The sequence below is a fragment of the bacterium genome, from assembly GCA_040754625.1.
In the GTDB taxonomy this organism is placed as follows: domain Bacteria; phylum JACRDZ01; class JAQUKH01; order JAQUKH01; family JAQUKH01; genus JAQUKH01.
Map to the genome: position 1 here is coordinate 1 of JBFMCF010000061.1, position 25,019 is coordinate 25,019.

Genomic DNA, 25,019 nt, shown 5'->3' on the forward strand with positions numbered 1-25,019 from the left:
GTCTGCTGGGCGAAAGCCTCTTGAAGAAAGTTATCGGAAAGCCGTGTGAGGGAAAACTTCAAGCACGGTTTGATGAGGGGATGCTGGAAACGGAACGAAAGTTTTGCGCCAGTGTTCTACTCTACAATAATTTGTTATAGGCAATCAGCTATTACAGCGAATAAGCTTTATCTTTCAATATGAAACAGAATACATTTAAACACTGCTATATTGATGAAAGTATTCACGATTCCATTGGTATTGTAGTTACTGCCTTTGTTTTTTCTGACGATAATTTTGAATATTCTATAACAGAGGCATTACAAAAAGCCGGTTTGAATACGTCCCAAGATGAGTTTAAAAGCAGTGTACGTATGGATGTAAATGAACCAATGCAAAAAGCAAGGGAAAATCTACTTGCGCTTGCTGGCTGCAAATCAAAAATAGCTGTTTTTTAGGGCCATTTTCTCGCCCACATTTGGGCAGACAAACTCTTCAAGCTCTTCAATCTGTCTTAGTTCGAAATGCAATTCCAGCAGATTCATTGTCTGCTCATTTTGATAAAGAAATATTCCCCTCATTGAGTGAAGCGGCTCGATTACATGCTTTATTTCATTCTTTGAAAGGTTGCAAAATTTATGGGCGTGAAGATTCTAGTAGCCCTTCAATTTATGCTTGAAGGGCTACTAGAAAATAAGGTTGAATATCTAATTGAAGCGAAGGCAATAGGCATTGAATTAAAAGACAGTCATTTGCGACAGGCAATAGAATATTGCGCAAACAACGGCGCACAATGGGTAATTCTAACTAATGCCTTAATATGGCAGGTTTATAAAATCAAATTTGAGAAACCAATCAATTTTAATTTGGTTTGCTCTTTCAATTTTTCAGAGATAGACCCCAAAAATGAAGAACATCAGGAACAATTATTTATAATATGCAAAGAAGGCCTGGTAAAAGATGCAAGAGAAGAATTCCATGAAAAAATTTCAACTGTTAACAGATTTATTCTTGGCGCACTAATTCTAAGTGATGAAATTATAAATGTTATCAGACGTGAACTTAAGAAATTATCCGATGGGGTTTTAGCAACACCTGAAGAAATAGCAAAAGTTCTTACCGACGAAGTATTGAAACGAGATATTTTTGAGGGGGAAGAAGCTTCAAAAGCGCAAAATCGTGTACGCCGCTTTTACGATAAAGCAACTAAACGGCAGAGAGAAATTTTAACAGATAAACAATCTATTGAAATTCAACAAAATGTTTCCTTGCCAGACAAATCTCTTATTGTCGCCCAACCTACGGAAGATAAAGATTGATATATTGGTTTGCAAAATAATAATATATTTGTTATAATCTTTTTGGAGGTAAAAAATGAATCTTAAAATTATTTTAGAACCAAGTGAAGAAGGTGGTTATACCGCTATTGTCCCCGCCCTTCCGGGATGCATAAGTGAAGGTGATACGCGAGAGGAAGCATTAAATAATATTCGTGAAGCAATTGGTCTTTATCTTGAGCCTGTTGAAGATGATTCAAATTTTTCTCCGGTTGCTGAACAACTCGAAATAGCTGTATGAGTGAAAAAGTCCCAAGTTTAAATTATCAACAAGTCATCAATGCTTTAAAACGAGACGGCTGGGTGGTAGTTTGTCAAAAAGGCAGTCATATTCGTTTACAAAAACATTTACTTTCCGAAACACTGAAAATCATTGTGCCTGCACACAAGCCAATAAAAAGATCAACATTATCACATGTTTTGAAACAATCTCATTTATCAGTACCAGATTTTATAAAATTAATTTAAGAATCCAACATTGCGCTACACTGGACGGGCAGTAGCCCGCCAGTGAGCTTCCGCGATTGCCTGTCGAAAAACCCCTATTTTCATAAAAAAGTACTTTCTTCTGATTAAATAATAAGGTATAATGTAAAAAAAATATTATAACTGAAAGGAGAAAGTATTAAATGGCCCGCTATAAGAACTATTCGTATGAACAGACCATTATGGTTCCAGTCCGCTATGACCGCCAGATAATTCCCGGAAGCTTTGAAGAAGCAATAAACAGAATAGTGGATGAGCATTTGGATCTGGAAGTATTTGAAACACGGTACAAAAATGATGCAACCGGCAGGAAAGCGTATAATCCGGCAATATTGCTTAAGATAACATTATTGGCGTATTCCAAAGGGATAACGAGTTCAAGGGAAATAGAAGAACTATGTAATGAGAATGTGGTTTTTATGGCACTATCCGCGGACAGCCATCCAGACCACTCAACGATAGCGTCATTCATATCATCCATGGGAAATGAAATATCCCCAATATTTACGGATATTCTTTCAATATGTGATGAAATGGGTCTAATCGGCGGGACAATGTTTGCAATTGATGGATGCAAAATACCTTCAAACGCGTCAAAAGAATGGAGTGGCACAAAGGCCGATTTTATTAAAAAGAAAGAAAAGATAGAAAATAAAGTAAAGTCCCTGATGAAACAGCATAAAGAAAAAGATAATGAAGAAAAAAAAGATAAAGATGATGAAGACAGAAATAAACGCATAACTAACCTGAAAAGCAAAATAGAAAAGATCACAAAATGGATAAATGAAAATGATGATAAAGCCGGGGTTAAAGGTAATATAAGAAAAAGCAACATAACAGACAACGAGAGCGCGAAAATGCCTTCATCCCATGGAGTAATACAGGGTTATAACGGAGTAGCCGTGGCTGACAAGAAACACCAAGTAATTTTAACCGCCGAAGCTTATGGTAACGGTAACGAACAAAAAGTATTAAAAGATGTTCTGAACAAGACGGAAGAAAATCTAAAAGATATAGGAAAAAACGAGGATTTCTTAATAGGGGGATTAGAGAGGGGATTAGAGACGTAGATAAAAGTATAAAAGAATTAAAAAACGAATTACGATTTTAACCAGACAAGAGACTGTGTGAAAACTCCTTTTAGGATTATATCACCGATGATATAGTTATCAAGGAAAGATTAAGGGGAGTTGGTTCCTATCGATACTATGGTGTGAACGGTTCCATAGATAACTGGCGCGAGATACTTTTTCCCCTATTAAAAATTAAGAAGCAACGTTAAAATATTTGTGTTATAATTTTATTAGAATTTCCGAAGGAGGAAAAATATGCCCTCGTTATTACAAGAAGTAGAAAATAAAGCCAACAACCTATCTGAAAAGGAACGCGCTAAATTAGCGCATAAATTAATTCTGAGCTTGAACAATGAAACGGATAAGGGTTTTGGAGAAGCATGGGAAGCGGAAATAGAGAGGCGCATTAAAGAAATTAAATCCGGTAAGGCTAAAGGAAGGCCTGCTCAGGAAGTACTTGCGGAAATACAGGCAAAATATTCATGAAGAATATTGTTATTTGAAATAAACGGCCCGGGGGCGAAAATAGGTTTTGACGAAAATAAGACACAAGCTTTTTTCTATGCGGAAAGAAATAGAAGCATTGGCGTTAAAAATCCTAAATGTAAATTTGTTTTGTTTGAAAAAATCAGCGGAACGTGGAAATTGACGGCAACATTTCCAGCCTGGACTATGTGAAGAAAAGATAATTCAAAATATAAAAAAATAGAATATAAACTTGCCAATTATGAATGTATATATTAAGCTGATATTCGCCATATTTATTTCCGTTATTTACGCTACAGTATATGCAAATTCAAATATCTATCCCTGGCTTGGCCGGTATAATGAAAGACATGCAATTGGTAGTCAAATTGCGGTTCCGGCCGGATATCAAAGGATGAACGTGCAAAAGGGTTCTTTTCCATATTGGCTGAGACATATGCCCCTGAAAGAGGGACAGACTGCGGTTTATCTTTATAACGGGGAAAAAAAGGAGAATCAGGAAGCACACGCGGCTGTGATAGATATAGATACTGGCAATACCGATTTACAGCAGTGCGCGGACGCGGTCATCAGGCTTAAAGCGGAATATCTTTATTTAAAAAGGGATTATAAATCTATTCATTTTAATTTCACAAACGGGGAGAATTTATTATTCGAAACATGGATAGCGGGATACCGTCCTGTTGTGACCGGCAGTAAGATAAAATGGCAAAAACAGGAAGAGCCCGATTCCACATATTCAAATTTTAAAAAATATTTAAAAGCAGTATTTACATACGCCGGAACGTTTTCGTTAAACCAGGAACTTCAAGCAGTCGGTATTAATGAAATGGAAATCGGCGATGTTTTCATCCAGGCGGGATTTCCGGGCCACGCGGTTATTGTAGTTGATATGGCTGTCCATCAAAAAACCGGGGATAAGATATTTTTATTGGCACAGAGTTATATGCCTGCGCAGGATATTCATGTCCTGAAAAATCCTTCAAATGAATCATTAAGTCCCTGGTATGAATTGATGTTTGAGAAAGAGCTTAAAACACCCGAATGGACATTTCAGAAAGAACACTTGAAAAGATTTCGGAATTGATTTATCCGCTTACATTTTTTCCTGCTTTGAAAAAATATTTTTCATAGAGATTTTAATAAAAATAAGGCATTCAAGAATTAATTTCCTCCATGAATACCCATGAATAATTTTTTTTATAAATTTCAAAACTGTTTTTGGCCTTAAATAAAATTCACGGTAAATTCTTTGTTTGTAATCCAGCAAGACTTCTTTGCTGAGCCCTTTGGGTATAAAAACAAGGTCAAAGGTTGTAAATTTATCCCAGTCCTTTTCCAGTGTTCCAAACTCCTCAATTTTTTCATAGCTGTCCGAATTCGGGAAAGGCGTAAAATAAAGGGGGAGGATGTATGTCAGGTTAAGTTCTTTTATAAAATTTATTGTTTCTTCCATCGTTTCTTTCGTTTCGGCGGGGGGGGCTATCACGATAAATCCGATTGTTTCCAGTCCCGCTTTGGACGCTGAATCAACAGCCCCTTTAATTGTCTGTATCTTTGTCCCTTTTTTTATAAAATCAAGAATTTTTTGAGAACCGCTTTCAATGCCGAATGCGATTGACCAGCATCCGGATTTTTTCATTAACGATAAAAGCTCAAAATCAACGAGATCTGCCCTGGTCTGGCATGACCAGGTTAAATCGATTTTTTCCGACAAGATTGTATTGCAGAATTCAATTATTTTATGCCTGTAAAGCGTGAAGGTATCGTCATGGAAATTGATGTCTTTTATTTTATAATTAGCCTGCAGGTATTTTATAAGGCTGATTATATATTTAACGGAGTAACTCCTGTAACTGTTTTTTAATCCTTTGGAGTCACAGAAAATGCATTTATACGGGCACCCCCGTGAAGTAAGAAGAATTGAAGAAGGCATTCTCCTGAATTTTTGTATTGACGGCCGGTATTTATTTGGGAAATTTTGTAGAAGGTGAAAAGAAGGAAACGGCAGTTCGTCTAAATCTTCAATAAAACAGCGGGCGTCTGTTATTTTGATTTTGTTGCCGGTGCGGTAAATTATTCCTTTAACATTTTCCAGGGGGGTGTTTTTGCTTAAGGTGTCCAAAAGTTCAACGATTGTGATGTCCCCCTCCCCGATTACACCTATATCAAAATGGGGATAATCGTTCATGGTTTTTTCAGGCAGTGATGTTAGATGGATACCACCGATAATAATCTGGATACCCTTATCAGAAGATTTAAGTTTTTTTGCAATTACTGCGGCGGTTTCGATGGATAATGTCATAGCTGTGATACCGACAAATTTCGGATTGATCTTTAATATTTCTTGGACAGTCAGCCCGATACTGAATTTTGATATTTCGGCATCGAGTATCTGGCTTTTAAACCCTGCTTTTTCAGCAGCAGCAGAAAGATATAAAAGGTTAACCGGAGGGTTATGACTGCCAATGGATGAAAATTCCCGGAGCCTTCTTTTACCTGCAAGCGGCGGATTTATAAAAAGTATATCAATCATGATGGGTTTAAATAAAATCTTTGTTGGTTTTATTGCTAAAAAGATATTTTAATAAAGTAAAAAAGCCTTTTAAAAGCTCCCCGGGATGACTTAACAGATTTTTTGCCTGCTTTATTATATAGCTGGGCCTTAGATAAAATTCCCTGTAAAATTTTTTTTCATTCAGGGTCGACTTTTGTTCATCCATCGGGTCCTTGAATCTATTTTCAAAAGGGAAAAGATTGAATTGGATTTTGTCTTTATATTTTTCATAAATGTCTGTTCCCGGCCATAGTTTTAACTTTTTGACAAGAATATAATCCAGTCCGGTTTCTTTTGCAAGAGTGATACTTTCGTTTAAATCTTCCTCTGTTTCTCCCGGGATTCCCGTGATAAAGAAACTGCTTATTTCAAGACCGCTTTTTTTTATTTGGATTAATTTATCTTTTAAAATATTTTTGTCGATTTTTTTGTTTAAAATATTTAATATTTTCTGGGAGCCGCTTTCAATACCAAGATAAACCCGTTTACATCCTGATTTTTTCATAGTTTCAGCGAGTTCCGTATCCAGTGTATCTATTCTGCTGAGGCATGTCCAGTTTATATTATTTTTTTCAAGCAGTCTGCAGATTTGCAAGGTATTCTTTTTTTTAAATGTGAACATGTCGTCCAAAAATCTGATATTTTTTACGCTGAAATATTTAAGATTATGTTCTAGTTCCTCTTTAATATTTTCCAGTGAGCGGAAATATACTTTTTGCCCATAGGTATGGATGCAGAAACTGCAATTGTATGCGCACCCGCGGCTGGCAGTCATAGTTGTGAACGGCCGGCCAAGGTATGGTTCCCTGTAAATCTCTAAATTTTTTCCGATAATAGATAAATCGGGAAAAGGGATTTGGTCGAGGCTGACAATTCTTTCTGATGCCGGATTGACTGAAATTTTCCCGTCCTTTTTAAACGCTATCCCTGTTATATTGTTAAGCGGTTCATTATTTTTGATTTTGTCGTAGAGAGAGGAAAAGGTCAATTCCGGTTCACCCCGGATTATGATATCAATAGAAGAATTATTTAATATTTTTTCAGGGAAAACAGTAGGAAAAAAACCCGCGGCAATAATTACAATTTTTGGGAATGAAATTTTAATTTCATTAATTGTTGTTAAATCCTCGTTAAGTGAAAAATGTCCCACGTAAGTAATTAAAATATCAGGCTTAGACAATGAGATTTCACTTAAAATATCAGGAGCCTTTTTCCTGTCCGCGATAGAATCAATGAAAAAAACAGGGTCATTTTTCCATTTTTTTACAATAGTCGCAAGTTGAAGCAATTCATGCGGAGGGAAATAAAAATTGGGTGAATAATAAGAAGATATATACCGTCTTATTATTTTATCAGGATAAGGAAGATTGATAAACAAAGATTTCATGATATAAAAAATATTTTTTATTTATCTTCTGTAAAAGCATAGAGAAAACCATCTGAAGACCCGCAATAAAGTATATTGTCTGCAATTACAGGGGACCCCCCTATGTCTCCGCCGGTTTTGAATTCCCATACTTTTTCCCCGGTTGAAGCTTTCAGGATATATATCGAATCGTCCATTGATCCGAAATAAACAAATTCCCTGGTGGCGACTGCACAGGTCAGGATCCTGTCTCTTGCCAGGAATTCCCACAAAATTTCTCCTGTCTCAAGATTTAAGGCATAAAGATTTTTGTCCCAGCTTCCCACAAAGACCTTATTTTCGGTAATTGACGCGGGAGAACAGATTTTATCTTTTAATTTTGTCTTCCAGATTATTTCCCCGTTTTTAGGATTAAAGGCATATACAAAGCTGTCCCAGGATGGAACAACTATTTTATTTCCGGAATAACCGGGAGAAGCTTCGACGCTGTTACCTGCGCGGTAAGCCCAGTTTAAGCCGCCTGTTTTTTTATCCAGGGCATATAGATAATAATCCATTGAACCTATAAAAATTTGATCTTCAATTACAAGGGGCGAGCAGACCCATATTTTCCCCTGGGTTTTGAATTCCCAATTTAGTTTCCCGTTTGATATGCCAACCGAATAAACATAATAATCATAGGAACCAAAATAAACGGAATCCCCGTCGATGGTAGGAGGGGAATATATTTTGTCCCTGGATTTAAATTTCCAGGCAAGTTTCCCTGTTTCTGCGTCTAAACAATAAAGATGTTTATCCAGGGATCCAAACAAAATTTTATTTTGAGCGATCGCGGGCGAAGATTGAATCCATGAACCGGTTTTAAATTTCCATTTAAGCCGGCCGTTTAGAGCATCAATGCAGTAAAGATGGCTGTCGTTTGTTCCGAAAAAAACCATGTTTTTCCAAACAGCGGGTGTGGAACAAATTTCTTTACCTGCCTTGAACTTCCAGATTAATTTTAACGGCGGCCTGGGGTAATCTCCCCTTATCCCGTTTCGGGCCGCATTTTGGTGAAATGTAGGCCATTCAATGTCCTGGCTATATATTAAAGGCGGGTTGGTGAAGATTGAAAAAAATATTAATAGGACAATAAAAAAATTTTTCACGTAATATCAAATTACATTTTGTAAAAATAATTATTTTCCCCGGTTAAATTCATAGATTCAATAATTACTTTATTTTTCTTATCTTTTACTGTGTAACCGATGGTGTATGCTTCTACTTTGTGTTTTTTGAGGATTTCCATGCATTTTTTTACATCATTTTTAGATACCGTGACACAAAAGCCTATACCCATATTGAATGTTTGGAACATCTCTTCATCAGAAATGTCCCCGAATTTTTGAATTATCCCAAAAATAGGCTGAGGTTCCGGCAGGCAGTCAATGATAAAACTGATATTTTTATTATAAACCCTTGTCAAATTTGTAAGCCCGTCACCCGTTATATTGGATAAGGCTTTGACATTAATTCCTGACCTTAGAATCTCCATTATTTCCGGCACATAAATATGAGTTGGTTCGAGCAGTTCTTCTCCAAGGGTCCTTTTTAATGCGGGGAAATATTTATTTATTTTAAATCCCGTTTTATTTAACAGCACGTTCCTGGCTAGTGTCAGTCCGTTACTGTGAATGCCGCTGGAGCGGAGCCCGATAACAATATCACCTTCCTGCAAATCCTGCCCGATTATTATTTTATCCAGGGCGACGATTCCGATACATGTCCCGGCGATATCAATTCCGGAATCATCTTCATATCCTCTTATCATCTCTTTTATCTGCGCTACTTCACCGCCAGGGATATTTATATTTGCCTGTTTCGCGCCTCTATATAATCCTTTTCCTATTTCCTCAAATATTTTCGGGTCAACTTTTTGGACCGCGAGATAATCAAGCATCGATAAAGGCTCGGAACCCACGCAGATAAGATCATTAACATTCATCGCTATACAGTCTATGCCAATTGTGTCGTATTTATTCATCATCTCGGCGATAAGAAGTTTTGTGCCAACGCCGTCGCAGGAGACGGCCAGTCCCATATTATTTCCCATATCCAGGACATTCGCAAAATAACCTGATTCAAGGACAGGCCTTCCGATGCCTTTACGAAAACTATCTGCCCTGCTTATCCATTTTAACAGGGATTTCATGCCCTTTTCTTCCTGCAGTGTGTCAACTCCGGATTTTGAATAACTTAGTTTTTTTGCTGGTTTTAATGAAGGTTGTTTCATAATGAAGAAATGATAACAGATATTCATTTGAAAGTCAATATGCCTGTAAATCCCTGCGTATTCGGCGGGTTATTTGATATAATATATCTGTTGTAACATTTTGAAATTTGAATGGTAAAAAGAAATGGAGAGTTGTTTTTATGAAAAAAATGAAATGGCTGGCTGTTTTTTTATTGTTTTTGAATTTAGGTTGTTACCGGGGATTAATCAAAAGACAGGAGAATTTTCACAAAATAGAAGGTGCGGTAAGTTATAAAGATGAGACATTGCCTGGTGCCTCAGTCGAAATATTTCTGGAAAGCGGGATTTCTAAAGATGGAATTGATGCAAAACCTTTTGCGCGCTTAAAAACAGGTCCGGACGGGCAATTTGCGGTTAATCTGCCGCAAGACAGTTATTATTTCAGGGCGTGGAAACCAAAAGATGAAAGCGCAGAAAAATTTGGCGAAGGGGATTATTTTTGCTATTATGGCGGGAACCCTGTCGCTGTTATTGGTTCCAGGAAGGATTTATTCTTAAAATGCGTTAAAATCCATACATTAAAAAAAGAAGACAAGTTCGATTTAAGCAAACCGGAATTAACAGGGACTATAATTGATGTCAACGGCAGGCCCCTGGAGAACGCTTATGTATATCTTTTTTCTGTTTCTAATCCGGATTCCAGGCGTGCGGCTGATATATTGTCAGAGCCCACTTTGAAAGACGGGAGTTTTTCGATTATGTTTGATACTGCAGGGTCCTATTTTTTAATGGCAAGGAGGCGCCAGAATACAGAGGAAAAGGGGCCTTTAAAAATAGGCGATTATTACGGATATTATTATGGCAATCCTTTAGAAATAAAAGAAAAAACGAAAAGGCATTTGATATTAGAATGCGTGGAAAAGAAAAAAGATTACCTGCCGGTTAATTTCAATGTGCCCGAGGGAAAATCCGCTATCCGCGGGAGAATAACGGATAAAAATGGGAATCCTATAAGCGGTGTATTTGCTTTTACGTATAGAGATGAGTTTAATACCGGGAAAAAGCCGGATTATAAATCTATGATAACCGGCGAGGACGGTTTGTATACTATCCTTATCGGAGAGCCTGGTTTCTATGTTGTCGGTGCAAGAAAAACACATGGCGGTCCGCCGGAACCAGGGGACATTTATGGGGTTTATGACAATGCCAGTAATAATAAGCTTAAGATTAAAAAGGGTGAAGTTGTAAATAATATTAATATAATAGTGGAGGATATCAAGTGACGAAAAGAATAAATTTACTTATTATATTATCAATAATTATATTTTCCAGAAATGCTAAAGCTGTCACGCAATTCACAAATGCAATGATTTCAGAAAACACAACATGGAGCGGGGAAATAATAGTCCTTGGGACTGTTACTGTGGGGAAAAATGCAAGTTTAACTATTCTGCCGGGAACTGTTATACGATTCATCCCGCCTGATGGAAATTTGAATGTTAAAGGGACGTTATTGGCAGGCGGGACATATGAGCAAAGGATAACTTTCACTTTGTATGATGAAAATAATCCTTTGGAAAAATGGGAGGGTGTGATTTTTTCTGAGGGAGTAGAAAAAGATACAACAAGCAGCTTGTCAAATTGTCTTATTAAATTTGCAAACACAGGAATTAAATGTTCTGAAAAGACAATATTAAGTATAGAAAATTGCAGTTTTATTAAGAATAATCTGGGTATTAACATTTTGTTGTCAAGCGATGTCACAGTAAGCCACAGTGAATTTATTGAAAATATAAACGGTGCGGTTGCCTGTGAGCAGTCGAATGTAAAGATATTAAATAGTTATTTTAACAATAATAATGATTTTGCAATTACCTGCACAAAAAAAAGTGAAGGTGTTATAGAAGAAAATTTAATTATAAAGCATCGTTATGGTATTATCTTTGCGTTTGTTGAAACAAAAGGCATTATAAAAAATAATATTATCCAGGAAAATGAATTTGGGATTTTTGTTGAAAGATTGCCGGAATTAATGGTTTCCAACAATACCCTGCGAAATAATGACTATGGTATTTATCTTGAAAGGGGGCCGAAACCGGGTATTACCATGAATGAAATAACTGAAAACAGGATTGGGATATTTATCCGGCAAAATTCCGGTTTAAATGTCAACGATAATAATATTTATAATAATAGAGAGTATGAAATAGGGTTGAAAGAAGTGTCCAGTGATATTATAAGAAAAATGAAACAGATTGTGAAAGATAAAAAGGACACCAAAGATGTTTTTCCTTGTATGAAAGATGGATTAGATATACCGGATGATGTATTAACTGATTATATTGATGCACAAAGAAATTTTTGGGGCGAAGAAATGACAAAAGAAATGGAGTTAAAAGGCGATAAGGCAAATATAACAAAAATTCTGGATTTCTATGATAATTCTGAGGCCCTTGGGAAAGACGGCAACATGTATAAGGAAAAATATATCTTTTACGGTGAATGGAAGAAAACGGCTATAGAAGGGGCTGGCGCGGGAAAAAAGCCTTCATACGGTTTGATTATTACCAAGTGAATAAGTTTTTTTATGGTATCCACATAAAAACTAAAGGATAAAGGCCGGGATAATTTTCTTCAATTTTACTAAAATCTATTTTTTCAATGATTTTGGATTCCATGTCCATTATCACGGTCTGGCATTCAGGAGTTTCCCTGAAATAACAAAGCTTTTTGCCGTCAGGCGACCACATGGGAGGTGCTTCTTCAACAAACGAAGGGGACTTAGTCATGTTTTTAATATTTTCACCTTTAGTATCCATCGTAAAAATTTCCCAATTTCCCTCGCGGTTGGAAGTAAAAGTTATAAAACTGCCGTCAATTGACCATACGGCTGAGCCGTTATAAGAATTATCTTTTGTAAGAAGTACCCATTGAAAAGTTGACCCGTCAAGTAAACCAATGTCCCAGCTTCCCTCCCGGAATGAGTGAAATAAGATTAAAGGTTCCACTTTCCCATCCGGAGTTACTTTTTTAGATATTTGTGTGCCAAACGCGAAGGTAGCGTTATTTTCGGAATATTTTTCCTTCCAGTAACTAATTTCAGATTTACCTCTTTTATTTTCCCAATCCCAGGTATTCTCTTTAAGATCGACGCCAAATTTATTTCTTATAAGTTTAACATCGGTTTGATTTGAAACTATATTATTGTGTATGACTTCAGGTTTGGAGTTTTCCGCAAGAATTATACCGGTCTTGGAATGTGAAATAGTATTTTCCAGGATGTATCCCGGCGAGTTGATACAAAATATTCCCGTATTATTTTCTGAAATTATATTGTTGTAAATGATGGGGGAGGAAGAAACACATGTAATACCATAAAATCTTTTATTATATATTTTGTTTGCGGTTATTTCGGGAGAAGAATTGTAAAGTATAATACTGAATTCAGAAGTGCCTTTAGAAAGGTCGTTATTTATAATTTTCGGATTAGAAAAGGATGAGCATACAATATCAGCCCCCAGAGTTGTATTTATCGAGTTTTCGCTGATTAACGGAGAAGAATATACGTCGCAATAGATAGAATGGCCATAATTTTTCTCCAGCGTATTTTGATAAATTTCAGGGTTTGACCATAAATTGCAGTGAATAGCCGATGTGTAAGTTTCAGCGGTGCCGTTATTTTTAATAACATTACCGGTAATTTTGGGAGAGGAATGGTTTTCACAGATAATTGCAATATCATTTACCGAGAGTATATTATTTTTGATTAGGGGAGAGGCTTTAAAACATGCAATTGCGCACCGGGCATTTTCTATACGGGTATATTCTATTATGCTTTCACTCGAAGGTTCTCCGTCGAAAATAATTCCCTGCCAGCTTTTTTCTTTGTCATTTTCAGAGGTAAAAACTATATGATTGTTTCCATCTCCCTTTGCGTATAAATTTCCATACACGAGAATTTTTATCAATTTATCCCTGTGGAAAGAAATTACAATTTTAGTCCCAGGTTCAATAATTAGGCGTGAATTTTTATTTATAAGAAGGTCATTTTTGATTAAATAAGGACCTTCTTCTTTTTTCCAGGTAATATTCCCTTCTATTACAGGTTGGTTGATGGCGGTTTCTGCATGAATTTCGGGTATAAACAATAGAAGAAAAGATATTACAAGATAAAACTTTTTTGGCATAATTTTAACTTCTGGTACAAAGAGGCTGATTAAAACTATAACGCCCCAATAAAAATTGAGGCGTTAATAAATTACATTTAATAAAAAAGAAATCAGTGGGTTATTACGTCACTGCCTTCTTTAATATTGCATGGCGGCGGCGGCCATATATAAAGAATGGTCTGGTATCCCTCGTAACCTTTATTATAAGCAATGCTGTTAATTCCTATTTTCCCTGAGCCGTCTTTTTCCATCAAGTACAAATTGTCAAATTCATCACGGAACGCTATTTTTTCACCGTTAGGCGACCACGCCGGGTATTGTTTGTTTGAGGGGTCTTCTGTAAGCTGCAGGGGGACAAGATTTTTGTCTTCCATGCTGATAACATAAATTTCCTGGTTTAACTTATTATCCCTTTTGGAGGTAAAAGTTATTTTTTTTCCATCGGGCGACCAATTTGCCCACTCATCGCTTGCCGGGTTATTTGTTAAGTTTTTCATTACAGTTACATCTTTATTCATTAAATAAATTTCCCAGTTGCCGTCACGATAGGATGAAAAAATGATTTTATCCCCATATATATGCCAGGGATAATTATTGTCTATTTTTGTTTCCCTTTTGTCTTTTAATAAAGTTGCGTGTATTTTAGGGTATTCATCGAATGATATTTTATCTTTCCTGACAGGGTCAATATTGATTTTTGCATCTTTATTGTTGACAAAAACACTCTTTTCAATGTCGGACATGTCGCCTTTTTCCCACCAGTTTTCTCTCGCGTCGATTTCCCCTGTTATTGTGTTTATAGTATTTTTGTCTTCAAGCTTGATTGCATATCTTTTATTGGGTTTAAAATGGTTATAATTTATTATCGGCCTGGAATCCCCGATGATGGAAATCCCTTCGTTATTTTCTGAAAGTGTATTAAAAAATATCTTCGGATTGGAATTTACTACCGCGACACCGGAACCGTTGTCCACGATTGTGTTATTGATGACAATACCCGAACTTCCTAGGGAAAGGGATATGCCGTTCCCATCGTTACTGTGTATATAATTTCCCATGATAATCGGCGAACTTTCGTAACAGGTAATCCCGCAGTGGGTCCCGTTCATGTAAATTTCGTTGTTTGTTATCATAGGGTCTGACATCGAGACAACCAGGATACCGCGCCCGCAATTCCAGTGTATGTTATTGTTCTCGATAAGAGGGGCAGAAAAGGTTGATACGGTGATGCCGTGCCCGATATTCCTTTCCAGGTTATTATTTGATATTCTTGGAGAGGAATATACGCTGCAGGCAATACCGGAGGCTGAAGTTGTGGTTTGTATCCCGCATTCCCTTATATCATTAAAACTTATTTCCGGTGAAGAAAAATCTTCGCAAACAATTCCCACCTCATTATACCTGATTTGATTGTTGGAAATTTTCGGCGAGGAATTAAAACAGCCTATGCCGTTAGCGGCACCTTCTATCTGGCAATATTCGATTATGCTTTTTTGGGATTTGTTTAAAACTATTCCTCCCCATTGTTTTGCCCTTACTGCTTCTGCCTCGGATTCAGAGGTGAATTTAATTTTCTTTCCTTCAGTGCCCGCGGCAATCAGGGTGCCCTCCACGACGAGTTTTACTTTTTCTTTTTCATTCAAAACGAAATTAACGGTCACACCGGGTTCAATGGTTAGAGTTGCATTTGGTTTTACCGTGACCGTTTTTGTCACGAGATACGGGCTTTTTTCAAGTATCCAGACGGTATTTTTTGATATTTTCCCGTTGACTTTTGTTATTGCAAACCCTTTGGTTGTAATCAGCATCAAAAGGCACAAAATACATATTATTAGTCTTTTCATTTTAACTTTCCTCCTATTCTATTTTCCAGGCTTTAATCACAATATTTTTATATACCGTATTTTTTTTGATAACAATTGAATGGTCTTCCGTTCCAAAGTAGTATCCGAAAATCTCATTGGTTTTCGGGGCCCGGCCAATAAAATCTCGTGCACCCAGATAAAAAACCCCGTCTTCTGTAAGATTTATGGTATATCTTCCGTCTTCTTTGGTAACATTGGAAATAAAATCCGGTTTTCCTCCCATGAGCATAAGCATTTTATGACGGGATGCAAAAACCCGTATCCCTGCCATTGGTTTCCCGTCCATATCTATGACTATTCCTTCTATCCTTGTCGGAGTTGCGTAGTTCGTCTGGGAAATATCATCCAGGCTGATTTTGGTAACAGCCGGCAGATTGATATTGACAAAATTCTGTTCTGTGACAGTCACGGGATTATTGGGGTAGTAGCAGATATAGTCACCTTCAAATAGCGGCCCTGCGACTATATTCCCTGCGGGTTCGCTTGCTCCCTCATGATAAACATTATAAAACATTTTGGGATTGGTTTCTTTCTTTTTCTTGGCTAAAATATAATATTTTCCCGGAGTAAGGTTTATTTCGAAATAACCGTTTGTGTCGGTAGGCAAAGATCTTCTGTAAACCTGTCCTCTGAAATCAGCACCTGAATTTTGATATACAATAACATAACTGTCTATAAGCGGTTTTCCGTAGTAGGTTACAATTCCTTTTATCCCTTTTCCCGCCGCTGAGGGTTCAATAGTTTCTTTTTTTATAATCTTACTGCAGTTAAAACCGATAAAAACCGGCTTGTCGGAAGTATAAAAAATATTCACCGGGTTTCCTCCGTAATAGGCATAATACTCTTCCGGCTGCATTTCAAGATTTGTGGTTTTCGGTTCATCCCCTAAAAATTTTCTCGCCACGAAATAATATCTGCCCTCCGGCAAAGTTATGGAATATTCTCCATTTTCGTTTGTAGGGTTGGAAATTAAAAAAGGAGAGTCCTTAAAATCAGTAGAAGCGTCTTTATATACATAAAGATAAGCGTTTTTTAAATAATTCTGGCGGTCTAAAGTGACAATTTTCCCTTCAATTGCTATCATAGAAGATTTTTCAGATTGTTTGGGTGCTTCGATTGATTTGTTTTTGATACTGCACCCGGCCGAAATTATTGCCAGAATAAAAATATTTATGCATATTATTTTTTGAAATAAATTATTAATTTTCATATTTTATTAGTCTTTTTTGCTTAAAGATATTTTGGTATCAAGTGTCGGTACCCAGACAAAAACTGCATTAAAATACCCATCCGGAGTTTTTTCCAGGCATACTTTATTTTTTCCTGTTGCATCAATAACATGATAATATTCTTCGAGTAAATTTTCCGGGTGGCGAAAAGCTATTTTTTCCCCGTCCGGTGACCATGACGGGAATTCCTCATTTGAACTCATATCCGTTACTTGTGTTAATGAGTTGTTGCTTAGATTTAGAACATAAATATCTGAATTTCCCGTTCTTTTTGATGAAAATACAATTTTTTGACCGTCAGGCGAGAAAACAGGGTAAACATCATGATAGGGGTTATTAGTCAGATTTTTCAATAGTGTACCTGACGGGTCTGTCATATATATTTCCCAATTATTGTCCCTGAAGGAACAAAATAATATCTTATCTTCAAAAATATGCCATGGGACATCTTTACGTGCGGGTGATAGAAAAGATGTTTGATTACCGGTGTTTTGTTGAACAAATTCTGAGAGGTTGAATTCACTATTTTTGAAATTTGAATAATCAATTTTGCCTGCCGGGGATTCATTGCCTGCCAGGTTAACAAAACTTTTTTCAATAACTTGTTTGTCCGTTGTACCCCAGTAATTATTTTGTAAATTTATGGGATTGGAAAGCCTGCCTATCCGAATAGCGGGAATTCCTTCTTTGAGAAAAATATGGTTATAATTGACAGAAGGGGTTGAGTTGTCCCAAAATTCCATTTCCGTTAAATTGTTTTCCATGAATAAATTATTCGTAACGGCTGGCGAGGAATAAATGCTTTTTAACCCGATTCCGTTTTTTGTAAGATAGTTATTGCTGATTACCGGCGTGCAATTAAAAATTGAAGCAATTCCCAATGCCCGCTGTTCATGAATTTTATTCCCGATAATAACAGGAGAAGCTCCATATATTATGATACCGCAATTACTGCCGTTTCTAAAGAAATTATTATTCACTATTATTGGGCTTGCCTTGGAACAAATTGTCATTCCTCTTCCAGAAGCATAAGCTAAAAAATTGTTGGCTATTCTTGGATTTGAAAAAGTGGAAACCCCGATATTTGCTCCACGCGTTTTTTCAATATTGTTATCTGAGATTTCCGGGTTGGAATAAAGCGCAACGGAAATTCCGCCTGTCTGGCTTGTAAATATGCCGTTTTCAAGTAACTTATTTTTTGTTATTCTCGGTGATGCGCGGTCTTCACAATCTATTGCCAGTTCGTTGGCATAAAATACATTATTTGTAATTTCGGGGGACCTTGAGAAACAGCCAATTCCACAGGTGGCAAATTCTATCTGGCAATATTCGATTCGGCTTGCTTCTTTATCTTCGTTTTTATTAAAAATTATCCCCCCCCACACTCCTGGTTTTTGATAATCAGTTGTAAAAACAATGCGTTTATTTTCTTCACCCCTGGCTATGAGGTCACCATTTATTATAAATTTATTTTTTGCCTCGCCAATGCTTGTTTTGAATTTTATTACAACCCCCGGTTCGATAATAAGTTTTGCGCCTTTTTCCACGATTACATCTTTCTCAATTAAATAAGGGCTGTCTTTTATTGTCCATTTTCTGTCTTTGATAATGCGATATTCCGGTGTGGAAGCATGAATAAAAGCCTGCATTAAAGTAACAATAGCTAAAACAAAACAGATTATAGTTTGACATCTTTTTATCATGATGTTTTCCTTACGTATTAAAAAAACAGCAAATACCTCATATGTAGTTATACATGATTCAGATGCAAATTGTTTCACTTTTTATTATATATTATTTAATTTACCGGCACCCATAAAAACAGGGTGCCATGATAACCTTCGGGTGCATTTAAAGTTTTAGTTCTATTTTTACCGTCAGGATCAATTATATAATAAAAAGAGAAATTTTCAAGCTGGTTAAAAGCTATCTTTTTGCCGTCCGGCGACCAGCAAGGGAATTCTTCATTGGTATTAGTATCGGTTAATTGTGTGATAGAATTATTGCTAAACTTAAGAACAGATATGTCCATATTTCCATTTTTACTTGAACTAAACACAATATTTTCTCCATCAGGGGAAAATACCGGATAAACATCATGTGAAAAAGGGTCATCTGTAAGGTTTTTCAGTTCAGTCCCCCCAAAATCAGTTACATATATTTCCCAATTATTGTCCCTGAAAGAATTGAAAAGGGCCTTGTCTTTATAAATATGCCATGGTATATTTTGAGTAGAGGTGTAATTATGCGGTGCAATTTGAGCAGAAGATTCATAAGTGGATATTTGATGTGTCAAAAAATCGGAATAATTGGCTTTTCCCGTTATATCTTCGCCCTCCACTAAGCTTTTAAAACTTTTTCCTATCGTTTCTTCACTTGTAATTTCCCAAAAGTTGCTGTTTAAATTCAGGGTTTCTCTTATTCTGCCGAGGCCGATAGTCGGACGCTCTTCTTTAAATTTTATATGATTAAAATTTACCAGAGGAATGGAATCATCCCACAGGGCGATTTCAGAACCAATATTGTCCTTAATAACGTTGTAAATAATTGATGGTGAAGATTCAATACAGGTTATCCCTGTTCCGTTTTGATGAATTAAATTATTACTAATCAACGGATTGCCGCCTAACAATAGAATAATTCCCGAGGATAAATTTTTGTATATGTTATTTGCAATTATTACAGGTGAAGATTGAAAACTAACTATTCCATAAGCAGTGTTCCCATAAATTTCATTATTTGTGATAACCGGCATTGCATTTGTGAATACAACTATCCCTCTTCCCCATACCTCTCTTATTATGTTATTGGAAATAATAGGCCGGGAATAAGTGGAAGCACAAATTCCATAACCTTTGTTTTTTTCAATTGTATTATTTATTATTCTGGGATTAGAATATACCGCACAGGAAATTCCGCCCGGGATACTGCGGAAAGTCCCGTTTTCAGTAAAAAAGTTATTGCTGATAACGGGAGATGACCGGTCCTCACATACAATAGCTACTTCGTTAGAATTAAAACTGTTGTTATTAATATCAGGTGAAGAGTTAAAACATCCAATCCCGCATGCGGCATATTCGATGCGGCAAAAACTCATCTCGCTTTTTGTATTTTTCACACCTTCGAAAATTATTCCGCCCCATGTGCCGGATAACGGATAATCGGAAGTAAAAGTTATATTATTGTCCTTCTCTCCCCTTGCCCTGAGTGCCCCGCGGACAATTAATTTCGGTTTGCTGTTCTTGCTTGTTTTTGTAAAGATAATTTTTACCCCCGGTTCAATTGTAAGAACGGCATCTTTTTTGATAAAAATATCTTTTTCTATTTTATACGGACTGGATGCTTTTGACCAAATAGTATCTTTTGTAATTACAGAAGATTTTGCCTCCCTGCCCATACCCATACTCGTTTCGGGGGTAAGTATACATAAAAAGAACGTTATTTTCAGTAAGTTATAAACTTTTTTCATTATTTTTATTCAAGAGGTGAAACTTTAATTATAATGTCTTTTATCACCTCTCCATTTTTTATAAATATTGCATTATCTTTATCTTTACTGACATAATAACCAAATAAATCTCCTGCTTTCAGAAGTCTTCCCAAAACATCTTTTGCTCCCAGGTAATATAGCCCGCCGTCCGGAAAGTTAAATACAAATTTACCGTCTTTCCTGGTTTTTTTGCTTAAAAATTCCGGCTGGGATTCTATATTTGTCTTGAGTCCTCTATACGCATAGGCGTATATCCCTTCAACCGGATTACCTTTTTTATCAACAATTATGCCCTCAACACGTGTATCCGTTGCAGGCACGGTGTATTCTTTCTCTCCAATTTTTTTTATGCAGTTTAAAATTACATTATTATAATACCCTTTTCCAACTTTTATTGGATTTTCGTTATAATAACAGTAATAATCGCCTTTTTCCAGAGGTCCGGCAAATTCCTCATTCTCCCTGGTTTCAGCAGCGGGAGCTGACTCATGTATCCGGGTAGGCGCCCCTTTTTTAACTTGTGGAAATAATTTCTTTTTTGCAAATAAATAATAAATTCCTTCAGGCAGTTCTATAGTGAAATTTCCATCTTTATCCGTTTGGGAAGACAAATAATTGGGCTGGCTTTTGAAATAATGGTCTGTTGTTTTAAATACATAGGCATAAGCATGGCTTACAGGTTCATTTTTGAATAATATTTTTCCTTTAATACCGCTTTTGTTTTTATCTTCTGCTTCTATTATTTTGTTGGAAGGCACTATCTTCCGGCCTAATATTAAATTTAAATTTGTAATTTTACCTTTCAAAACATCTATCGGGTTCCCGCCAAAATAAGAAAAATAGTCGCCATTTTCAACCGGCCCGTTTTGGAGCCCTGTTTTTCTTTTTATTGTAATTATAAAATATCTTCCAGGTTCTACTTCTTCCTGGCAGTATCCATCTTTATCTGTGGGGTTAGATACCAGAAATGGTTTATCAGGGTGGTCCGTTATATCTTTATACAAATAAACAAAGGCATTTTCTGCATATTCATATTGATCAAAAACTGCTCTTGCTTTGATTAAACCCATGGTTTTATTTTTTAATAACGGGGCCTCTCCCAATAATTGTGTTTCCTCTGTTTTCTTTAGAATTTCTTTTTTAGCAGTACAATTTATTGAAAAGAGAATGACAATTATTAATCTTATTAGGATTTCAGTTTTTTTCATAATTATCAGAAATTCAAAAAGCCGGTTCGTCTATGATATCAGAATTATTAATTATTATCTTTTTGCCTTCTATCTCTATGTTTTCGACAGCTCCGCCGTTGGAACTAATGTCGTATTTCTTCAGATAAAAATTTTCGGTATTTACAATAATTATCCCGTCGCCTTTTGTTCCGATAATCAGGTAACGGCCCAGTTTTTTTAGTAAAAACGGATAACGGTGTATATTATCAGGATGAAATATTATAAAAAATTCATCGGACTTTATGTCATGGCCTACCACCGGGCCTTTTATATTTGTAGTGTATATTATATCTCCGTTTTTTAGCCCGCCTTCCAGGGAATAAGGATATTTGCGTTCATGCCTTTTATATTTTTTTATCTTTATTTTGCCGTCTGAAATACCATTGTTGTATTTGTTCCAGAAATACTCCGCTAATTCGGGATTATCTTCTTCTTTGGCTGAAGTTGTTGTGCTTTCCTGCCTAAAATTATTTTCTTTATTCTGGGCTGCAATTTGTTTTGAAAATAAAAAAATAGATAAAAATAAAAAAGGGGAAATTAATTTACAAAAAGATTTCATAGTAATATCTAATTTCTTACGGATTATATCATCTGATATTGTTTTGTCAAGAGTATAACCATATTTATGTTCCAATACACCAGGCTCAAATAGTTGCCTGCTTATGTCTTTCTTTTAAACTTCTTTGCCGCCGGGAAAAGGATGTTATTTAAAATCAGGCGGTATCCCGGTGAATTTTTGTGCAAATCAAGATTTGTCGGAGGGTCGCCTACCTTATGGCTGTAATCTTCGGGATCATGCCCGCCGTAAAAAGTGACAGTTCCGTCCCTGTAGTTTGTATGGATATATTTCGCGCGGCTGCCGCTTGTTACCCTGCCCATGGTAATCGCTGAGTCTTTTATTGTTAACATACTGAATGAGGTTGTCTGCCCGAAAAACCCCCTGATTTTAGTGGTATGGTTTTGCGTGAGCATTGCCGGCACCGGATCAAATTTAGCTGAAAATTCAAAAAGAGTAAAATCCTCCATGCCGGAACTTTCGGGTATATCATAATTGCTTATATCAATATTGGAAAATTCATAATTCAGCGGATTTGTGTCCACCTTAAAATTTGTAAAGAAAAAAGTCTGGCTGAAATCAAGTTTTTCCTGCGCGTTGGGGTCAACAGGCGTCCCGTCTATTTCCGGCGGCACAATATCCACGCCTGTCGCGGCAAGACTTATATCAATGCTGTCGCACGCGGCGCACATAGCGAAAAGAAAGCCGCCCTGTGACACAAAGGCCTTTATTGACCGGGCTACCGCATTTTTATGCTGGGGTACCGTGGAAAAGCCGGCCTCTCTCGCGGCCGCGGTGTAATTAAAAGATTGCTGCTTATACCATGGCGCGTTATAAAAAGAGGAATAAAACTTGCCGTACTGGCCTGTAAAGTCTTCATGATGAAGGTGCAGCCAGTCATACTTGACCAGTTTCCCGGTTAAAACTTCTTTATCCCAGACCTTATCATAAGGGATTTGTGCGTATGTTAAAGCTAATGTAACCGCGTCATCCCATGGCAGTTTTTCCGGAGGGGTATAAATCGCGACAAGAGGCGCCTTTTCAAGTAAAACCCGCTCCATATTATTGTTTTCGATTTCCTGGTATAGATTTGGAATGCTTGAATCAGGTATAATTTCAAAGGAAACACCCCTGATGGATGCTTCCTGGCGAAGAGGTGATGAATCATTCGTCAAAAAGGAGCCGCCGCGATAGTTTAAAAGCCATTCAATTTTTTCGCCCTGCTGCAAAATCCAGTATGCGAGGCCATAAGCTTTTAAATGGTTATTTTGATTTGTGTCCATATATATCAGGAATCTGTTTTGGGCAAATGAAATGTTGGACAAAAATAGGAAAGATAAGATAAATATTAATTTTTTCATCGCGGATGCTTACGTCTTTCCTCTTTTTGTTTTTCAATAAACATTAAAGAAGAATGTGTCATTTTTTTACGGTAGTCATTTGCATTAATTTCAACTACACGGCACATTTCATATAGGCGGGATCTCAATCTTGTTCCAATCCGTATTTCCAGGGGTTCATCTTTTCCGGCTGATTCATCAAGAAAATTTGAAGTAAAAATTGTGATTTTTTTATCGTTGTATCTTTGGTTAATGATGTAAGATAATGTATCCTGGACCCAGTTTGTGATTTTACTCGCGCCCAGCTCATCCAGGACGACCACCTCTTTTTGAAAGATGGGCGATAAAACCTCAAGTTCCGTTGTCTGAGATTGTGAATTGTAGGAATTTTGGATCTCTTTCAGAAGATCGCGGAAATCGTAAAAGACACAGGGTGTGGATTTTTGTTTTATAAGTTCTTTAATGATAGCCACTGCAAGGTGTGTTTTCCCGACTCCTGGTGAGCCGATGAATAACAACCCGGCGTCCACAACAGGATATTCTGTGACAAAATCATTGGCGATTTTTTGGGCCTCATGAAGCGAACGGTTATTTTCTATAGGATAGAAAGAATCAATGGTGCAATTTTCATAACGTTTGGGTATGCGCGCTTCTTTTAAAAGGCGGTCACTTATCCTGGGATAAAAACAGCCGCAGCGTTTTACCGCCTCAATGCCGTCTTCTTTAGTGACTTCCCAGCCGGAACCCCCACATTTGGGGCATGTTGCGGGTTGATTTTTTTTTATTGTTTTTAAAGCAGGCATGGTATTTTCCTTATCATTGTTAATTGTTATCTGAACCGGGTCAAGGGTCATGGGTCAAGCGGCAGAAATTTATTATTATATTCCTTGCCCCTTGCTACATGCTGCTTGCCCCTTTTTCTATCATTTAATCGTAAAGTCCAATATTTGTCAAGCTGAATTTCTTAAGAATCTCTTTTTGCAAAAGCTGTTCCATGGTTTGTTCATAAGTTTTAAGGGGCATTCTTTTTTTATATGGCGCTAAATCCTTTTCAATTTTTTCTTTCATTTCCGCGTTTTCATTTTCCTTTAACCGGATTTTTAGATATTGGACGATTTCCTTCTGGTTCTGGTTGAATTTTTCTTCAGCCTCAAGAAATGTAATGTCTTTTTCATTTTGCAGTAAAATATTATATACATTTTCAAACAAAGATAAAATATGTTTGTAGATAAGTTTTTTTCGCCCCTTTTTGGTCTTTCCAGACAACGTTTTTATTATTTCACTGATCCTCTCAAGTATGAAAGTTGGCGCGTCTTTCCGGTCTTCTTTCCTGGCAGAACCAATCATATTTTCCTTATATATTTCCCATTCTGAAAGTATTTCGGATTCACAGTAACCTATTGAATTTATTCTTTTGGGGCTGGGATTATTAGCGAAGGTTGTATCGATCCCCCTTAAGACAAGAGGCAGGGGGATGCCCTCGGCAAACCATTTTTTTACCAAAAGCCAGTCCTTCGGCGAAAGAATCAGGCTTTTCCCTTTTTTCTGGCAGAAATAATTTTCAACGTCTTCAATGTACATGTTTTATGTTTTAGTTTCAGTAAATTTAATTGTATCGTTTTTT

Annotated in this window: 24 protein-coding genes; 10 read left to right on the forward strand and 14 right to left on the reverse strand. The window is 36.6% G+C overall.

Going from position 1 to position 25,019, the window contains the following annotated elements; genetic code table 11:
• Nucleotides 1–179 precede the first annotated feature (179 nt).
• From AB1498_05145 to AB1498_05180, 8 genes are all read left to right on the forward strand, one after another.
• Complete coding sequence (locus tag AB1498_05145; protein ID MEW6087670.1) at nt 180–437, forward strand: hypothetical protein; 258 nt, start codon at nt 180–182, stop codon at nt 435–437.
• Between the two features lie 180 nt (nt 438–617).
• Nucleotides 618–1,298 (forward strand): restriction endonuclease subunit R, encoded by a 681-nt coding sequence (locus AB1498_05150; GenBank protein ID MEW6087671.1) that lies wholly within the window; start codon nt 618–620, stop codon nt 1,296–1,298.
• Between the two features lie 55 nt (nt 1,299–1,353).
• Nucleotides 1,354–1,557 (forward strand): type II toxin-antitoxin system HicB family antitoxin, encoded by a 204-nt coding sequence (locus AB1498_05155; protein MEW6087672.1) that lies wholly within the window; start codon nt 1,354–1,356, stop codon nt 1,555–1,557.
• Entirely contained in the window at nt 1,554–1,784 is a 231-nt protein-coding gene (locus AB1498_05160) for a type II toxin-antitoxin system HicA family toxin (GenBank protein MEW6087673.1), read from the forward strand. The genes AB1498_05155 and AB1498_05160 overlap by 4 nt, the downstream gene beginning before the upstream one ends.
• 161 nt (nt 1,785–1,945) lie before the next feature.
• Complete coding sequence (locus AB1498_05165; GenBank protein ID MEW6087674.1) at nt 1,946–2,872, forward strand: transposase; 927 nt, start codon at nt 1,946–1,948, stop codon at nt 2,870–2,872.
• A 258-nt stretch (nt 2,873–3,130) separates the two neighbouring features.
• Nucleotides 3,131–3,361, forward strand: coding sequence for an addiction module protein (locus tag AB1498_05170; GenBank protein ID MEW6087675.1), 231 nt, complete (start codon nt 3,131–3,133; stop codon nt 3,359–3,361).
• Between the two features lie 6 nt (nt 3,362–3,367).
• Nucleotides 3,368–3,553, forward strand: a complete 186-nt coding sequence (locus AB1498_05175) for a hypothetical protein (protein MEW6087676.1) — start codon at nt 3,368–3,370, stop codon at nt 3,551–3,553.
• A gap of 49 nt (nt 3,554–3,602) precedes the next feature.
• Nucleotides 3,603–4,448 carry a DUF4846 domain-containing protein gene (locus AB1498_05180; protein ID MEW6087677.1) on the forward strand — a complete coding sequence of 282 codons (846 nt, stop codon included), beginning with the start codon at nt 3,603–3,605 and terminating at the stop codon, nt 4,446–4,448.
• Nucleotides 4,449–4,457: 9 nt separating this feature from the next.
• On the opposite strand, the gene AB1498_05185 is transcribed toward AB1498_05180, so the two are convergent.
• The 4 genes from AB1498_05185 to purM are packed head-to-tail and all read right to left on the reverse strand — an operon-like array spanning nt 4,458 to nt 9,556.
• Nucleotides 4,458–5,897 (reverse strand): radical SAM protein, encoded by a 1,440-nt coding sequence (locus AB1498_05185; protein ID MEW6087678.1) that lies wholly within the window; start codon nt 5,895–5,897, stop codon nt 4,458–4,460.
• 7 nt (nt 5,898–5,904) lie between these two features.
• On the reverse strand, nt 5,905–7,305 hold the full coding sequence (locus AB1498_05190) for a radical SAM protein (protein ID MEW6087679.1): 1,401 nt from the start codon (nt 7,303–7,305) through the stop codon (nt 5,905–5,907).
• A gap of 17 nt (nt 7,306–7,322) precedes the next feature.
• Nucleotides 7,323–8,432 carry a PQQ-binding-like beta-propeller repeat protein gene (locus tag AB1498_05195; GenBank protein MEW6087680.1) on the reverse strand — a complete coding sequence of 370 codons (1,110 nt, stop codon included), beginning with the start codon at nt 8,430–8,432 and terminating at the stop codon, nt 7,323–7,325.
• Nucleotides 8,433–8,443: 11 nt separating this feature from the next.
• Nucleotides 8,444–9,556, reverse strand: coding sequence for a phosphoribosylformylglycinamidine cyclo-ligase (gene purM / locus AB1498_05200; protein ID MEW6087681.1), 1,113 nt, complete (start codon nt 9,554–9,556; stop codon nt 8,444–8,446).
• A 140-nt stretch (nt 9,557–9,696) separates the two neighbouring features.
• Between purM and AB1498_05205 the strand changes: the two genes are divergently transcribed.
• Both AB1498_05205 and AB1498_05210 read left to right on the forward strand, forming a co-directional pair.
• Nucleotides 9,697–10,800: a carboxypeptidase-like regulatory domain-containing protein gene (locus AB1498_05205; GenBank protein MEW6087682.1), complete on the forward strand. Its 1,104-nt coding sequence runs from the start codon at nt 9,697–9,699 to the stop codon at nt 10,798–10,800.
• Entirely contained in the window at nt 10,797–12,092 is a 1,296-nt protein-coding gene (locus AB1498_05210) for a right-handed parallel beta-helix repeat-containing protein (protein ID MEW6087683.1), read from the forward strand. The genes AB1498_05205 and AB1498_05210 overlap by 4 nt, the downstream gene beginning before the upstream one ends.
• A 10-nt stretch (nt 12,093–12,102) precedes the next feature.
• Here the strand turns inward: AB1498_05210 and AB1498_05215 are convergent, their stop codons facing one another.
• The 10 genes from AB1498_05215 to AB1498_05260 all read right to left on the reverse strand — a co-directional run bounded on the left by AB1498_05215 (nt 12,103) and on the right by AB1498_05260 (nt 24,976).
• Entirely contained in the window at nt 12,103–13,704 is a 1,602-nt protein-coding gene (locus AB1498_05215; protein ID MEW6087684.1) for a right-handed parallel beta-helix repeat-containing protein, read from the reverse strand.
• Nucleotides 13,705–13,796: 92 nt separating this feature from the next.
• Nucleotides 13,797–15,530, reverse strand: coding sequence for a right-handed parallel beta-helix repeat-containing protein (locus AB1498_05220; protein MEW6087685.1), 1,734 nt, complete (start codon nt 15,528–15,530; stop codon nt 13,797–13,799).
• Nucleotides 15,531–15,543: 13 nt separating this feature from the next.
• The gene (locus AB1498_05225) at nt 15,544–16,761 is read right to left on the reverse strand and encodes a hypothetical protein (protein MEW6087686.1); all 1,218 of its coding nucleotides are present in this window, start codon (nt 16,759–16,761) and stop codon (nt 15,544–15,546) included.
• Nucleotides 16,762–16,767: 6 nt separating this feature from the next.
• The gene (locus tag AB1498_05230) at nt 16,768–18,483 is read right to left on the reverse strand and encodes a right-handed parallel beta-helix repeat-containing protein (GenBank protein ID MEW6087687.1); all 1,716 of its coding nucleotides are present in this window, start codon (nt 18,481–18,483) and stop codon (nt 16,768–16,770) included.
• Between the two features lie 95 nt (nt 18,484–18,578).
• Nucleotides 18,579–20,249 carry a right-handed parallel beta-helix repeat-containing protein gene (locus AB1498_05235; protein MEW6087688.1) on the reverse strand — a complete coding sequence of 557 codons (1,671 nt, stop codon included), beginning with the start codon at nt 20,247–20,249 and terminating at the stop codon, nt 18,579–18,581.
• Between the two features lie 5 nt (nt 20,250–20,254).
• Entirely contained in the window at nt 20,255–21,478 is a 1,224-nt protein-coding gene (locus AB1498_05240; GenBank protein ID MEW6087689.1) for a hypothetical protein, read from the reverse strand.
• A gap of 13 nt (nt 21,479–21,491) precedes the next feature.
• Entirely contained in the window at nt 21,492–22,133 is a 642-nt protein-coding gene (locus AB1498_05245) for a hypothetical protein (protein MEW6087690.1), read from the reverse strand.
• 26 nt (nt 22,134–22,159) lie between these two features.
• Nucleotides 22,160–23,338, reverse strand: coding sequence for an asparagine synthetase B (locus tag AB1498_05250; protein ID MEW6087691.1), 1,179 nt, complete (start codon nt 23,336–23,338; stop codon nt 22,160–22,162).
• Nucleotides 23,339–23,412: 74 nt separating this feature from the next.
• Nucleotides 23,413–24,198 (reverse strand): ATP-binding protein, encoded by a 786-nt coding sequence (locus tag AB1498_05255; protein ID MEW6087692.1) that lies wholly within the window; start codon nt 24,196–24,198, stop codon nt 23,413–23,415.
• Between the two features lie 124 nt (nt 24,199–24,322).
• On the reverse strand, nt 24,323–24,976 hold the full coding sequence (locus AB1498_05260; GenBank protein MEW6087693.1) for a hypothetical protein: 654 nt from the start codon (nt 24,974–24,976) through the stop codon (nt 24,323–24,325).
• Nucleotides 24,977–25,019 lie beyond the last annotated feature (43 nt).